Origin of the sequence: Roseovarius faecimaris (assembly GCF_009762325.1) — a bacterium.
GTDB classification, from domain to species: Bacteria; Pseudomonadota; Alphaproteobacteria; order Rhodobacterales; family Rhodobacteraceae; genus Roseovarius; species Roseovarius faecimaris.
In genome coordinates, this window is sequence record NZ_CP034348.1 from 2418429 (window position 1) to 2435275 (window position 16847).

Below are 16847 nucleotides of genomic sequence, written 5' to 3' on the forward strand. Positions count from 1 at the left end.
GAGTAAGCAGCTCCATTGGCCGCAGCGGCGCAAAGATCGCAGGCCCCGAGGCAGGATACAGGACAATGCCCACGTATACGGTAGGGATATATGACGTCGACCCGGTCAACGTGCTTTCGACCACCATCGGAGGCACCGCGATCTGGACAGGGGCCAATACGCCCTCGGGCACCGCGACGATCACCGATAACGAGCCCGGCATCGAAGGCTTTACCATCGACAGCCGCAATGCTGGCGGCGAGACGGCGACGGCCACGGTTACGGTGGGCGGCAGCACCTCCACGGGCCGCCGGGTCTATGCCGAGGAAAGCTGGACCCTGCTGGATACGGTCACCGGCCAGACATTCGAGGTTATCACCCTGCGTGTCGTGGGCGGCGGCGCGGGCGGCTACTACACCCTTTCGGAAATTCCGCTGGTTCCGGGGCGCAGCTATGAGACGCTTGATTACAACACCGACCCCGATGTGAACGCAGGCGATCCGGTTTTCAACATCAACGACTATGTGGAGCCGGGCGACGAGGTGGACGGCACCGCCGCGAGCGAGACGATTGACGCAACTTACGTGGATGCCGACGGGGACAGTGTCGGCGGCGGCGATGACACGGTTTATGCCGGAGCGGGCAATGACATCGTGTCGTCCGGCGACGGCAATGACACGGTTTATGGCGATCTGGGCTCGGATACGCTGATCGGCGGGGCGGGCAACGATGTCCTCTTTGGCGGCGAGCAGAACACCAGCAGCACAGGCATTGGCGGGACCAACACCGTTGGCACGAGTTTCACGGTCATCAACCTTGGGAATTTCGCCGATATCGACCCGGATGAACTCAACGGCATTTCGGAGAATGCCGCGGATCTTCTTGGGGTTTACGGCGGGATCGGCTCGGAATTGTACAACAATTTCGAATCCGCCACCGTGTTCGACACGAATGCCGACACGACGCTGGAAGACAATGACACGGGCACCACGCCCGAGAATATCGTCATCAATGGCGTGACCACGCAGATCGACAGCACGCAGGTCTATAACGCGACGGTCACCTTCACCGATGGCAGCACCGGCACATTCACGGCGGTTGTGGTGCAGACGGTGGATGGCGATGTCTACCTGATGCCGGAGTTTACCAACAACGCCGACAACCTGTTGCTGACCTCGGCGCCGATTCAGTCAATCACGCTGCTTTCGGTGGATACAGATGATTCCGGGCTCGTGGCGGAGCGGATCGACGCCAATTACCAGGTGCCGTTGACCGGTACGGATACGTCGGGGGATTCCCTGGATGGCGGCGCCGGGGATGACACGCTGATCGGAAATCTGGGCAATGACACCCTGATCGGCGGGATCGGGGCGGATCTGCTTCAGGGTGGCGCGGATGACGACACATTTTTCGTTGCGCAAGGCGATGTGGCCGAGGGCGGAGACGGCGACGATTACTTCTTTCTGACCGATCTGGGCGAAGCGGGCAGCGGGACGATCACCATTGACGGCGGCAATGGCGGTGCCGGCGACAACGACACGCTGCAACTGACTTCGGATGTCTCATTTGCAGATATAACCCTGACCCCGAGCAGCGACCCCGGCGCTTTGTCGGGCAGCTTCACCATGGCCGACGGGACGGTGGTGAATTTCAGCGATATCGAGAATATCATCTGTTTCACCCCGGGCACGATGATCCTGACAGAGACCGGTGAACGGCCGATCGAGAGCCTGCGTATCGGTGACCGGGTGATCACCCGCGATCACGGCGCGCAGCCGCTGCGCTGGGTGGGCACTTCTACCGTGCCGGGCCGGGGCACCTTCGCGCCGGTGCGGGTGGGTCGCGAGGTCATTGGCGCGCGGCGCGATCTTCTGGTCTCGCCGCAGCACCGGCTGCTGTTCGAAGGCTATGACTGCGAGCTTCTGTTCGGCACGGATGAGGTTCTGGCGGCGGCGGCGCATCTGGAGGATGGGCTGAGCGTGATGCGAAGCCCGCGCCCGCTGGTGACGTATATTCACCTGATGTTCGACCGCCATGAGGTGATCTATGCCGAAGGGGCGCCGACCGAGAGTTTCTTTGCCGGCGAGGTCGGGCTGGCGGCGATATCCGGTCATGCCCGGGAGGAACTGTTTACCGCGTTTCCGGCCCTGCGCAGCGACCCGGCCAGCTATGGGGCGACGGCCCGGACCTGCCTGAAAGCCCATGAGGCGCGGCTGCTTATGCCGGAGCACTCCGCACTCCCATTGGCTGCGTAACGGCGCGCACCGCGCAACCTTAGGTTTTTTATGCAAAATTTCGGCACCCTGCCTTGGATTTGTCGCGCCCCATCAAAATAAAGCCTCAGCCGCAAATTAACCTTTTTCTTGGAAAATTGCGCCTTGAGCGAGCTGAAGCGGGAATCAGCGCGACGGGCGTCAACGTACACGAGTTGGGGACGTTCCCCGAACGATGACCGGAGTGTGAGTAATGGCAGTTTTGGACAATGCGGTCTGGATCGGGGGCAGTGGCTTCGCCGAGTCTGGAACCACGACGGTGTCGGAGGGGGGCAACTCGACCACCGTGACCGGCACGTTTACAGCCGACGCATGGGACGCAACCGCGAATGGCACCGGGGTGTCGGAGTTTGGCGCGGCCTTCGTCACCGAGCCGATCACCGCCAGCTACAGCTTTTCCAATCCGGTTGAAAACCTCGCCTTCTCGCTCAACCACGTCAATGGCCAGGAGCCGACCTGGGACGATTACTGGACGATCTATGCCTATGACGAGAACGGCAATCTTCTCTCGGCGGCGGAGGTCATTGCCGGACTTGGCAATGTGCAGGATGAGTTCATCATCACCAACCCGGACGGGTCGGTGTCGATCAACTCGGCGGGCACCACCGCCAATGACATCAGCGTCTCGCTGAGCGGGCCGATCTCTGAGTTGACCCTGATCTACGATGCCGGCCCGGAAGGGGCGCAATCGGGCGGCTCGGGGATCACCGATTTCAGCTTCACCGTGCCTGCCGCGCCGGATTACACGGTATCGGGCACCGGCGGCGACGACATGATCGACGTGCTTTACACCGGCGATCCCGAGGGCGACCGGATCGACAATGGCGATCATTCGGACGGCTCGGACAGCGATATCGTTCTGGCCGGGGCGGGCAACGATGTCGTTCTCTCCGGCGCGGGCGACGATACGGTCGATGGCGGCACCGGTGCGGACACGATCTATTCCGGGGCCGGGGCCGACACCGTCTTTGGCGATGCCGGGGACGATTTCATCGATGGCGGCGCCGGAGCGGATTATCTTGTCGGCGGCGACGGCGCGGATCAGATCGAAGGCGGCTGGGAAGACGCAGGCAACGACACGATCGAAGCGGGCGCCGGTGCCGACCTGGTCATGGCGGGCTCGGGCGACGATTCGATCCTGGGCCAGTCCGGCGAAGACTGGCTGGATGGCGGCTGGGGCAATGACAGCATCAGCGGCGGGACAGAAAGGGACCGGATCGTCGGTCACGCAGGCAATGACACGATCTCGGGCGATGCTGGCAACGACATCCTGACCGGCGGCGACGGGGCCGACCTGATCAACGGCGGCGACGGGGCAGACAGCATTTGGGGCTCGGGCGGGGACACCATTGTCGGCGGCGAAGGCGGTGTCGACAGCGATGTGCTGAATGTCTCGGACGTGGCCTCTATCAGCTATTCCGGCGCCGAAAGCGGGACCGTGTTTTTCAATGACGGCACGTCGCTGAGCTTCTCGCAGATCGAAAACGTCAACGTCCTGAGCAACAACTATATCGTCGAAGGCACGTCCGGCGACGACATCATGGGCCAGTTCTATGTCGATGCCGACGGCGACTGGATCGAGAATGACGACGCCCTGGGCGGCGGCGAGCAGGACAGCGTGCGCGCCGGGGCCGGGAATGACTCCGTCTGGTCAGGCGAGGGCAATGACTCGGTCGATGCAGGCAGCGGCGACGATATGGTTCATGCCGGCAGCGGAGACGATATCGTCTTTGGCGGGCTCGGTTCGGACTCGGTCTATGGCAGCGGCGGCGACGACACGATCTCGGGCGCCGAGAACCCCGCCACAGGCAGCGGCATAGGCGGCACGAGCACGGTAGGCAGCACCTATACGGTGATCAACCTCGGCACCTTCGCCGATGTTGACCCGGACGAAACCGACAGTGTGTCGGAAAACGCGGGCGATCTGCTGGGCAACTATGGCGGACCCGGCGCGGAACTTTTCAACAATTTCCAGACCGCCACGGCCAACGACACCAATTTAGACAACACTCTGGCCGATAACGACGTCGGCGCGACCCCTGAAACTCTGACGGTCGGCGGGGTCGATTACCTGGTCGACAGCACCCAGGTGTATGACGCCACGGTGACCTTCACCGACGGGACCAGCGGAACGTTCACAGCGGTGGTGATCCAGACCACCACCGGCGAAGTGTTCCTGATGCCGGAATTTTCGAACAATGCGGACAACGCATTGCTGACGTCGAAGCCGATCCAGTCGATTTCGCTCGATACCGTGAACCTCGACAACTCGGGGCTGGTCGCCAATCGGGTCGATGCCGACTACCTTTTGCCGGATGCACCGACCGACACGTCCGGCGACTTGCTCGATGGGGGCTGGGGCAATGACAGCATCGATGGTTTCGCGGGCAACGACACCCTGATCGGCGGTGTCGGAAATGACACGATCTCAGGCGGCACGGGGCGCGATACCATCGTGCTGGCCGACGGGTCGGGCAGCGACACGGTCACCGATTTCGACATGGCCGACAGCGGCGATGGCACCACGGTCGATCAGCTCGATGTGAGCGCGCTGACCTCGGATGGCGGCACCACGCCGGTCCATACCGGCGACGTGACGGTCACCGATGACGGTAGCGGCAATGCCGTTCTGACCTTCCCCGGGGGCGAGACCATCACCCTGATCGGTGTGGCCCCGAGCGAGGTCGACACGGCGTTCGAGCTTGAATCGATCGGCATTCCGCGCATCCCCGACTATATCGTCGAGGGCACGACCGGCGCCGACACGATCAACGCAGGGTATCTTGGCGACCCCGAGGGCGACAGGATCGACGCCGCAGACAACCTGGCGGGCACCAATGACGACCTGGTTCAGGCCTTTGGCGGGAACGATGTGGTCGATGCCGGGGCCGGCAATGACACGGTCGAGGCAGGCACCGGCAACGATACCGTCTATGGCGGGGCGGGCAATGACAGCCTGCTTGGCGGCGATGGTGACGATTCCTTCTTCGGTGCGGACGGGGCCGACACGCTGTTCGGCGGTGATGGCCACGACACGCTCGATGGTGACGACGTCTTTGCCACGGGCGGTGCCGACCTGATCCTCGGCGAAGGCGGCAACGACCAGATCATCGGCGACGTGGGCAATGACACGCTCGATGGCGGCACCGGCAACGACACGATCTTTGCGGGCGCTCAGGATGACTGGGTCAAGGGCGAAGAGGGCGATGACGAGCTCTATGGCGAGGCCGGCAACGACTCGATCAACGGCGGGATCGGCAATGACCGGGCCTTCGGTGGCACCGGCAACGACTCGATTCTTGGCGGCGACGGCAACGATACGCTTGACGGTCAGGACGGCAGTGACATCGTTGAAGGCAATGCCGGGGCCGACAGCCTCTCGGGTGGCGGCGGCGACGACACGGTTTCGGGCGGTGTCGGCGATGACTGGGTCACGGGCAGCACCGGCAATGACCTGGTGCAGGGTGGCGACGGCAATGACAGCGTCTATGGCGGGGTCGGCAATGACATCCTGCAGGGCGATGCGGGCAATGACAGCATGGAAGGCTGGCTTGGTGACGACAGCCTCTATGGCGGCACCGGCAACGACTACATGGACGGGGCCGACGGGGCCGACCTGCTTGAAGGCGGCGATGGCCACGACACCCTGCTGGGCGGCAATGACACAGGTGCGGACACGCTGATTGGCGGTGCCGGCAATGACGACCTGAGAGCGGGCGATGGCGGCGATCTTCTGGATGGCGGCACCGGCGACGACAGCATGTTCGGCGGCGGCGGGGATGACACATTCACCCTGAACGACAATTTCGGCAATGACACGATCAACGGCTGGAGCTCGAACGAAACGGTCGGCGACAGCCTGGAGATAAACACCACAACCCCCACCACGATTGATCTGACCAGCGCCGATCCCGAAGCGGGAACCGTGTCGAACGGGACCGCCACGGCCAGCTTCTCGGATATCGAGAATATCCAGCTTGGCGGCGCGCGTGAGACCATCATCCTTGCCGATGGGTCCGGCGCGGACCGGGTGATCGACTTCGACATGACCGACTCGGGCGATGGTACGACCATGGACCAGCTCGATGTCAGCGGGCTGACCTCGGATGGCGGCACAACGCCCGTCAATACCGGCGATGTTACGGTCACCGATGACGGCAGCGGCAACGCGGTGCTGACCTTCCCGGGCGGCGAAAGCATCACCCTGATCGGCGTGCCCCCGAGCCAGGTGGACAGCGCGCTCGAGCTGGAATCGATCGGTATTCCGGGCACCGAAATTGTGGATGGCACGTCAGGCAGCGACAATATGCCAGTCGGCTACACCGATGCCGAAGGCGATATCATTGATGGCGCCGATGGCCTGAATGACACGATCTATGGCTACGACGGCAATGACACGATTGCCGGCGGTGCAGGTGATGACCTGATCGACGGGGGCGCAGGCGCAGACCGCATCACCGACGGCCTTGGCAACGATACGATCCTGGGTGGTGACGGCTATGACCGCGCAACGATAACCAGTGGCGGCGGCGATGACCTTATCATCGATGTCGAGGCGGTCTATCTGCAGGGCGACATCGGCAACGATACCGTATCGACGACAACCGGCAACGGCTATGTCGCGATTGACGAGAACTGGAACCTGACATTCATCGACGGTCAGAATGCCTATTCGGGTGATGGCACCTATGACCTCCACCTGACCAATCTCTACGAGTTTGATGCCTATGGCGCATCGAACGTGCTGGATGCGTCGGGCGCGGGCCAGTCGATCCAGTACAATACCTGGTCCGGCGATCATACCGTCACCGGTTCGAGCTTCGATGACACTATCTATAACTGGACCACGAACACGTCGGACAGCGCCTATATCGACGGCGGGGCAGGCAACGACTATATCGACTCAGGTCGCGGATCCGACACCCTGATCGGCGGCGATGGCGATGACGAGATCGTCGCCGACATTGGCGCGTCTACCGACGGATCGGCGGACTATGTCGATCTCGGGGCGGGGAACGACACGGTCCGTGCTTCCGGAGGCGAGGACACGATCCTCGGCGGCACGGGCGATGACCTGATCTATGCACACGCCGATGGCGACGTGATCATTCTCGAAGACAATTTCGGCAACGACACTATTGTCGGCGGCGAAAATGTTTCGACCGGTCTCGATAACGATACGCTTGATCTGAGCGCGGTCACGACCGACACCACGATTGACCTGACCTCGGCTAACCCTGAGGCGGGTACTGTCAGCGACGGCACCTCGACCGCCACCTTCAGCCAGATCGAGAACATCGTGCTGGGCGGCGGCCGCGACACCGTGGTGCTGGCCGATGGCTCGGGCGCCGACACGGTCCAGGCCTTCGATATGGCCGACAGTGGCGACGGCACGACCAACGACCAGTTGGACGTGTCGGGCCTGACGGATGCGGGCGGCAACCCGGTCAATGTGGCGGATGTGACCGTCACCGACACCAACGGGGACGGCACGGGCGATGCGATCCTGACCTTTCCGAACGGCGAAAGCATCACGCTGGTCGGTGTTCTTCCCGGCGAAGTCAGCAGCTTTACCCAACTCGAAGCGATGGGCATTCCCGCAGTGGGCCCTGTCGACGGAAACGCGTTCAACAACAACATGGGTCCGGGCTATACCGATGCCCAAGGCGACCAGATTGACGGGGCCGATGGCCTGAACGACACGATTTATGGTTACGGCGGCTCCGACACTATTGACGGTGGTGCTGGTGACGACCTGATCTATTCCGGTAGCGGCAGCGACACTGTGATGCTGTCGGCAGGAAACGACACGATCGTCGGCGACGCCAGCAGCCGCGACGATCTGGATGCCAGCAATGCAACATCCAGCCTGACCTATACCTTCACCGACAGCGGCGACGGTATCGTCACCGATGGCGTGAACACCACAACCTTCACCGACATGGACAATGTGGTGACCTTCCAGACGGGTCCGACGGATCCCGGCGGCACAAACGATGTCTATGACGCCTCGGGTTCGGCAGGCGGTGTCTCGATCTTCGACAACCTCGGTGGGGCGGATACCGTCACGGGCTCGGCATTCGGCGACACACTCTATTTCGGTGGTTGGGGCACGCTGACAGCCGCGGGCACGTCGATAGACGGCGGTGCTGGCGATGACTACATAGAACTCTGGGTCGGCGACGCGACAATCGACGGTGGCTCCGGCAATGATTACATTGAGACTGGAACAGGCGATCAGCTGATTTCAGGTGGGTCCGGAAACGATTCCGTCTGGGCCGGCAGCGGCAATGATACGATCGCGGGTGGAACTGGTGCTGACAGCCTTGAGGGCCAGGCAGGTGACGACTGGTTTGTGCTGGAAGATGGGTTTGGCGCCGATACAATCTTTGGCGGCGAAACCGGTGAAACCAACGGCGACACGCTGGATCTGAGCGCGACCTCCACGGGTGTGACCGTTGATCTGACCAGCGCCGACCCCGAGGCCGGAACGGTCAGCGACGGCACGTCGACGGCCAGCTTCAGCCAGATCGAGAACATCGTGCTGGGCGGCGGCCGCGACACCGTGGTGCTGGCCGATGGCTCGGGCGCCGACACCGTGCAGGCCTTCGATATGGCCGACAGTGGCGATGGCACGACCAACGACCAGCTGGACGTGTCGGGCCTGACCAGCGATGGCGGCACAACACCTGTCACCACGGCGGATGTCACCGTCACCGACGATGGCAGCGGCAACGCGGTGCTGACCTTCCCGGGCGGCGAGAGCATCACCCTGATCGGCGTGGCGCCGAGCCTGCTGGACAGCGCGCTCGAGCTGGAAGCGATCGGTATTCCACGCGTGCCCGATTACATCGTCGAGGGCACCAACGCGGGCGAAGTCATCAATGCCGGTTACAATGGCGACCCCGATGGCGACAAGGTCGACGCTGCGGACAACCTTGCGGGCACCAATGATGATGTGGTGCAGGCCCTGGGCGGCAATGACACCATCGATAGCGGTCTGGGCAATGACTCCGTTCTCGCGGGTGATGGCGATGACCAGGTTTATGCGCAATCGGGCAATGACACCGTGCTCGGCGGGGCGGGTAACGACTCCATCCTTGGTGAGGCCGGGAATGACAGCCTGCTTGGCGAGGCCGGAAACGACTCTCTCTTTGGCGGCGACGGCGCGGATACGCTCGAAGGCGGGATCGGCGATGACAGCCTGCGCGGCGAAGCGGGTGATGACACGCTTCTGGGCGGCGACGGGGCCGACCACGCTCATGGCGGCGACGGCAATGACAGCATCGAAGGCGGGGTCGGCAATGACGACCTGCATGGCTGGTATGGCAATGACACGATCCGCGGCGATGCCGGCAATGACTGGCTCGATGGCGATCTGGGCCGCGACAGCCTGTTCGGCGGCGATGGCGATGACACGCTCGTGGGCGGCTTCTCGGTCGAGAGCGACACGCTTTATGGCGAGGCGGGCAATGACAGCCTGGATGGTCAGGATGGCGATGACGAGCTGCATGGCGGCATTGGCGGCGACACGCTGATCGGCAATTTCGGCAACGACACGGTCTTTGGGGACGCGGGCAACGACAGCCTCTTGGGCGGCGGTGGAGCCGATATTCTGGACGGGGGTGACGGCAACGACACGATCTCGGGCGGTGCCGGGGCCGACAATATTTCGGGCGGCGCAGGGGCCGACCAGATCCAGGGCGATCAGGGCAACGACACGATCAGTGGCGGAACCGGGGACGATGCGCTTCAGGGCGGCGACGGCGATGACCGCTTCACCCTGGCCGATGGGTTCGGCAACGACACGATCACCGGTGGCGAAGGGGCCGAGACCAGCGGAGACACGCTGGATCTGAGTGATACGACGACCGGCGTGACTGTCGATCTGAGCAATGCCAACCCGGAGACCGGGACCGTCTCGGACGGCACGGCAACGGCAGGTTTCACCGAGATCGAGAATATCGTTCTGGGTGCCGGGCGCGACACGGTCGTGCTGGCTGATGGCGGCGGGTCCGACACGGTCAGCGGCTTCGACATGACCGACAGCGGCGATGGCAGCACGAATGACCAGCTTGATGTCAGCGGGCTGACCAATGCGGGCGGCTTCCCGGTCAACGTGTCGGATGTGACGGTGACCGACACCAACGGCGACGGCACGGGCGATGCGACCCTGACCTTCCCGGGTGGGGAGAGCATCACGCTGGTGGGGGTCCTTCCCAGCCAGGTCGACAGCGATACCGAGCTGCAGGCGATCGGCATCCCGTCAGTCGGCCCGGTGGATGGCACCGCGGGCGCCGACAGCATGGGCATCGGTTTCACCGATGCGCAGGGCGATCAGATCGATGGCACCGATGGCCTGAACGACACGATCTATGGCTATGGTGGCAATGACAGCATCCATGCGGGCGTCGGCGATGACAGCGTCGAGGGCGGCACAGGCGACGACACGATCCTGGGCGGCACCGGCAATGACACGATCCTTGGCGGCGACGGCAATGACGTCATCATGTCGGAGAATGGCGATGACACGGTCTATGCCGGCAATGGCGATGATACGGTCACGGCATCGATCGGCGCGGATCTCGTCTTTGGCGAGGCCGGCAATGACGTGCTCACCGGAGGAGGCTTCACCTCCACCGGGCATGACACGCTGGATGGCGGCGCGGGCAATGACACGCTCGAAGGGATCCTGGGCAATGACAGCCTGATCGGTGGCACCGGCGATGACGTGATCACGCTGGGCCAGAACGATACCGGGATCGGCGGTGATGGCGACGATACGTTCTATCTGGCCGATTACAGCGAGGCGGGCGCAGGCACGATCAGCATCGTCGGCGGTGAGGGCGACGAGACCACTGGCGATACGCTCTATCTCGGGCCGGATGTGTCCTATTCGGATATCACCTTCACCAATACCGACGATGCCGCGGGCGGGTTGGCCGGCAGCTTCACCATGGCCGACGGCACGTTGGTCACTTTCGACGAGATCGAGAACATCATCTGCTTCACCCCCGGCGCGCAGATCCTGACCAGCCATGGCGAGCGCGCGGTGGAAACACTGCAGGTCGGCGACATGGTGGTCACACGCGACAACGGGCTGCGCCCGATCCGCTGGATCGGCAAGCGGACGGTGAAGGCAGAGGGTGATTTCGCCCCGATCCGGATCTCGCCGTCGGTGGCCGATAGCGGACGCGAGGCGCTGCTGGTCTCGCCGCAGCACCGGATCCTGTTCACCGGCTACCGCGCAGAGCTATTGTTCGGCGAAAGCGAGGTGCTGGTGGCCGCGAAACATCTGGTGGATGGCAAGGACGTGACCGTCGTCGAGCAGGAGGAGGTCACCTATATCCACATCATGTTCGACCGCCATGAGGTGATCTATGCCTCGGGGATCGCGACCGAGAGCTTCCATGCCGGCGATATGGGGCTGGGCGCGGTGAGCGAGGCGGCGCGCGACGAGCTGTTCGCCCTTTTCCCGGAGCTGCGCACGGCGGGCGGCCGGCATCGCGAGACGGCACGCACCTGCCTGAAGAAGCACGAGGCGCTCTTGCTGATGGACGCGGAAAGGAACGGGTGACGTTCCCGTAGGGTGCGTGTTTACACGCACCGCGCCATCACTAGCCCCGCCCGAAGCTCAGATTGCTCGGGCGGCGCAGTCCCGCGCGCAGGCAAGCGGCGATGACGGCAAGGCTCAGGATCAGCCAGAGCCCGCCCCACATCACCGTCGGCCCGCCAAATTCCTGCGCCAGCATCGCCGCGTCTGACATGGCGGTGCCGGCACGCGCGATGGTGTCGTCGAAAATGTCATATGGCACATAGATCATCGAGCTGAGGCCGATGATACGCAGCACCATGTCATTCACGTCATGGCTCAGATAACGCGCCATGGCGAGCAACCCCGCCCCTGCCCCGGCGCAGAAGAAAATGGCGAAAGGCGTGCGGATATAAAGCGCCGTAACACTCAGCAGGAGCAGGCCGAAGCAAGTGGCCACCACCTTGTCGGCGCGGGTGCGCAAGGCGGCCAGAAAAAGCGCCACACCCAGCAGGAGAGAACCGAGATAGCCCGCCGTGAGGATCGCAAACCGGCTGCCGCCGCGGGTGATGGCGTGACCGCCCTGCGCCTGGGTGATGTCGATCTCGACAAGCTCACCGCCGGTCAGAACCGCCGCTGCGCCATGAGCCAGCTCATGCAGCACCACCACGAGGATCTTGAGCGGCAGCACCACCGGCGTTGTCCAGAGCGCGAAGACAAGTGCGGTCAGCGCCAGAAGCTGCCAGTGGCCCCTGAAGAAGGCAGTCACGCGCTCAGGCCGAGCGCAGCACCGGAGGGGCCTCGCCCGTGGCCCAGGCGCGCGCGGCATCGCCGAACGCCTCGAACAAGGGCCGGCTGACCGGGTCGCGCGTCGCGTTCCATTCGGGGTGCCACTGCACCGAGAGGGTGAAACCCGGCGCGCCGCGCACATAAATCGCCTCGGGCGTGCCGTCGGGGGCGTGCCCGTCGATCACGATGTCGCGGCCCGGGCGGACGACCCCCTGCCCGTGCAGCGTGTTGGTCAGCACCTCCTGCGCACCGATCAGACGGTGAAACACCCCGCCTTCTGTAAACGTCACATGATGGCGCAGGGCAAAGCATTCCTCCAGCGTGCCATCCGGGGGCATGCGGTGATTGTCACGGCCCGGCAGATCGCGGATTTCCGGGTGCAGCGTACCGCCCAAGGCCACGTTCACCTCCTGAAAGCCGCGGCAAATGCCGAAGAATGGCTGCCCGCGCTCGACGCAGGCGCGCACCAGCGGCAGGGTGATCGCATCCCGCGCGCGGTCGAAGGCACCATGCGCCTCGGTCGGTGTCTCGCCATATTCCTCGGGATGCACATTGGGCCGCCCGCCGGTCAGCAGGAAACCGTCACAGGTGTCCAGCAACTCCTTGACCGAAACGAACCGCGGATCGGAGGGGACAATGAAGGGGATACAGCCCGCCACCGCCGCCACCGCCTCGGAATTCATCGTGCCGCCGGCATGGACCGGATAGCGATCCTCCAGCTCGTAGGAATTGCCGATAATGCCAATCACGGGGCGGGTCATACTGGGCCTCATCTTACGGGTCTGTCTCTGAATATAATCATAATGCCGACAAGGAAATACTCATCTCCGCACAGGCGCTGGTGCGGCTATGCAGAACCGGGGCGGCGCGGGCGGCTGCGGCGGCAGGCATCGGAGCAATAGCGCACCTCTTCCCACACACGCGCCCATTTGCGCCGCCAGGTGAAAGGACGGCCACAGGCGGCGCAGGTCTTTTGCGGCAGATCGGATTTGCGGCGCTGTTTTGGCATGGTGCATAGTCATGTAGCCTTGAGAGGGACAAATGACAGTCCGGCCGATAAGGGATCGGGCTGCGCAGAGTCCAGCCGCTGGGAACGATCAGTTCCTTTATCGGCGCATAGCCTGAACCCGGTGGCTCGACCGCGAAGAAATCGACAGGTGAAACGGCCGCGGATGTCGTCGGATCGCCAGTGCGACCCGGATCGCGATCCGCCAGTTCACAGCTATGGCATATGGTCCTGATCACAGCTCAGAGCATGTGATCCTCTGATACTTCTCGGCAAGCATGAAGGCCGCCAGAACCGAGATCACAAAGCATCGTGACGGCAAACCCCCGCGCAGTGGCGCGGGGGTTTGCGGCCTCAAGTGAGGAAAATTAAACTGGTGCTTATTCAGTCGCCGTGGCACCGGATGTGCCGCCTTGCGCCTCAGTTGAGGTCGTCACGCCAGTATCGACCTCATCTTCGATGCCGGTGAAGTTAATCCACGCGATCGCGCCCACGATTGCAACAACGGCAAGCACAATCGCGGCGGGCATTCCCGTAAGCGGCCCCTTATGGCGTTTTGTCTGTTTTTCGACATTCGTGTCAGGTGCTGACATCAGTTAGTCTCCTTTCCGCTCGTATTTCGAATCCGCAGACCATTGCCGCTGCGGACGTTCGGACCTAAGTAGCGAACTAGTGCAAAAATTCCATTTGAACAGGGTGATGCGATGAAGGACACGGCTCCGGAGACGATCTATCTGGCAGATTACACGGCATTCGGGTTTGTCATCGACCGGGTGCAGCTGACCTTCCGCCTGGACCCGAAGGCCACGCGTGTGCTGAGCCGGATCGCCTTTCGGCCCAACCCTGATGCGGCTGAGCATGACTTCTTTTTGCATGGCGAAGAGCTGAAGCTGATCCGCGCACGGATCAATGGCGCGGAGGTAACCCCGCAGATGGTGCCGGGCGGCCTGCGCTGCGACGTGCCGGAGGGGCCGTTCCTGTGGGAGGCGGAGGTGGAGATCGCACCGGAGGACAACACCGCGCTGGAGGGTCTTTACATGTCGAACGGCATGTATTGCACCCAATGCGAGGCGGAAGGATTTCGCAAGATCACCTATTACCCGGACCGGCCCGATGTGATGGCCGTGTTCGATGTGCGCATCGAGGGCGAGATGCCGGTGATGCTGTCCAACGGCAATCCGGGGGATACCGGCAACGGCTTTGCCGAGTGGCATGACCCCTGGCCCAAGCCCGCCTATCTCTTTGCGCTGGTGGCGGGCGATCTGGTGAACCACCCGGACCGCTTCACCACTGCCTCGGGTAGCGATGTGGAGCTGAACATCTGGGTACGCCCCGGCGACGAAGGCAAATGCGCCTTCGGGATGCAGGCATTGAAAGACAGCATGCGCTGGGATGAAGAGGTTTATGGGCGTGAATATGACCTCGATATCTTCAACATCGTCGCGGTGGATGATTTCAACATGGGTGCGATGGAGAACAAGGGGCTGAACATCTTCAACTCCTCCTGCGTTCTGGCCAGCCCCGAAACCAGCACCGATGGAAATTACGAGCGGATCGAGGCGATCATCGCGCATGAGTACTTTCACAACTGGACCGGCAACCGGATCACCTGCCGCGACTGGTTTCAGCTCTGCCTGAAGGAAGGGCTGACCGTCTATCGCGACAGTCAGTTCACCTCAGACATGCGCAGCGCGCCGGTGAAGCGGATCAGCGATGTGATCATGCTGCGTGCGCGGCAGTTCCGCGAAGATAACGGCCCGCTGGCGCATCCGGTGCGGCCCGAGAGCTTTGTCGAGATCAACAACTTCTACACCGCCACGGTCTATGAGAAGGGCGCCGAACTGATCGGGATGCTCAAGACGCTGGTGGGGGATGAAGCCTATGACAAGGCGCTGGAGTTGTACTTTGAGCGCCATGATGGGGATGCCGCCACGATCGAGGACTGGCTCAAGGTGTTCGAGGACACAACGGGCCGCGACCTGAGCCAGTTCAAACGCTGGTACAGCCAGGCGGGCACGCCCCGTCTGAGCGTGACCGAAGAATTCGCAGACGGCACCTATACGCTGCATTTCGAACAGAAAACACCGCCCACGCCGGGGCAGGAGGCGAAAGACCCGCGGGTGATCCCCATCGCCGTGGGGCTGCTGAACCCAAATGGCGACGAGGTGATGCCGACCACCGTGCTGGAGATGACCGAGGCCAGGCAGAGCTTTTCCTTCGACGGGTTAAGCGCCCGGCCCGTGCCGTCGATCCTGCGGGGCTTTTCCGCGCCGGTGATCCTGGAGCGGGAAAGCGACAATGCCGAGCGCGCCTTCCTGCTGGCGCATGACACCGACCCGTTCAACAAATGGGAGGCGGGGCGCGCTCTGGCGCGGGACGGTCTGCTTGCGATGATCCGCGAAGGGGCCGCCCCTGATCAGGGCTATCTCGACGCGGTTGCAACGATGGCGCGCGACAGCGCGCTGGACCCGGCGTTTCGGGCGCTGGCGCTCGGGCTGCCCGGCCAGGAGGAACTGGCGCAAAGCCTGCACGACGCAGGCGACACACCTGACCCCCAAGCCATCTGGGAGGCGCTGGAGACCCTGCGCCAGACCCGCGCGGAGCATATGCAGGACATCACCGCCAAGCTTTATGCAGAGTTCCAGGTGACCGAGCCGTTTGAGCCCAGCGCCGCGCAGGCCGGGGCGCGGGCGCTGGCCAATGCCGCCCTTGGGATGATCACGCGGCTGGATGGCGGTGCTCAGGCGCAGCGGCAATATGACAGCGCCGACAACATGACCCAGCAGCTTGCCGCGTTCTCCTGCCTGCTGGAGGCGGGCAAGGGCGAGGAAGCTGTGCGCGCCTTCTACGAGCAATGGCAGAACGATCGTCTGGTGATCGACAAGTGGTTCTCGATGCAGGTGATCCACGCGGACCCCGCCGAGGCGGCGGATGTGGCGGCGTCCCTCACCCAGCATCAGGATTTCAGCATGAAAAACCCCAACCGCTTCCGCGCCACGCTGGGCGCGCTGGCGATGTCGCCCGCGGCCTTCCACCACGCCAGCGGCAAGGGCTATGCTCTGTTGGCCGATTGGCTGATCAGGCTTGATGCGCTGAACCCGCAGACCACAGCGCGGATGTGCAGCCAGTTCGAGACCTGGCGGCGCTATGACGAGGGGCGGCAGGCCAAGGTCAAAGCGGCGCTGGAGCGTATTCTGGCCACCCCCGATCTGAGCCGCGACACCACGGAAATGGTCACGAGAATCCTGGAGGGGTGAGGCCTCTCGCG

7 protein-coding genes are annotated in these 16847 nt (G+C 63.3%); 3 read left to right on the top strand and 4 right to left on the bottom strand.

What is annotated here, in order from left to right:
- Positions 1–65: 65 nt before the first annotated feature.
- Both EI983_RS12405 and EI983_RS12410 read left to right on the top strand, forming a co-directional pair.
- Positions 66–2234: a Hint domain-containing protein gene (locus tag EI983_RS12405; protein ID WP_157707695.1), complete on the top strand. Its 2169-nt coding sequence runs from the start codon at positions 66–68 to the stop codon at positions 2232–2234.
- A gap of 211 nt (positions 2235–2445) precedes the next feature.
- Positions 2446–11829 carry a Hint domain-containing protein gene (locus EI983_RS12410; protein WP_157707696.1) on the top strand — a complete coding sequence of 3128 codons (9384 nt, stop codon included), beginning with the start codon at positions 2446–2448 and terminating at the stop codon, positions 11827–11829.
- Positions 11830–11869: 40 nt separating this feature from the next.
- On the opposite strand, the gene EI983_RS12415 is transcribed toward EI983_RS12410, so the two are convergent.
- The 4 genes from EI983_RS12415 to EI983_RS12430 all read right to left on the bottom strand — a co-directional run bounded on the left by EI983_RS12415 (position 11870) and on the right by EI983_RS12430 (position 14172).
- The gene (locus EI983_RS12415; RefSeq protein WP_246162159.1) at positions 11870–12553 is read right to left on the bottom strand and encodes a M50 family metallopeptidase; all 684 of its coding nucleotides are present in this window, start codon (positions 12551–12553) and stop codon (positions 11870–11872) included.
- 4 nt (positions 12554–12557) lie between these two features.
- A complete protein-coding gene (locus tag EI983_RS12420) occupies positions 12558–13334 on the bottom strand; it encodes a gamma-glutamyl-gamma-aminobutyrate hydrolase family protein (RefSeq protein ID WP_157707698.1) in 777 nt (258 codons plus the stop codon).
- Positions 13335–13420: 86 nt separating this feature from the next.
- Positions 13421–13582, bottom strand: a complete 162-nt coding sequence (locus EI983_RS12425) for a DUF2256 domain-containing protein (RefSeq protein WP_157707699.1) — start codon at positions 13580–13582, stop codon at positions 13421–13423.
- 377 nt (positions 13583–13959) lie between these two features.
- Entirely contained in the window at positions 13960–14172 is a 213-nt protein-coding gene (locus EI983_RS12430) for a hypothetical protein (protein ID WP_157707700.1), read from the bottom strand.
- Between the two features lie 111 nt (positions 14173–14283).
- Between EI983_RS12430 and pepN the strand changes: the two genes are divergently transcribed.
- Positions 14284–16836, top strand: coding sequence for an aminopeptidase N (gene pepN, locus EI983_RS12435; RefSeq protein ID WP_157707701.1), 2553 nt, complete (start codon positions 14284–14286; stop codon positions 16834–16836).
- Positions 16837–16847: the final 11 nt, after the last annotated feature.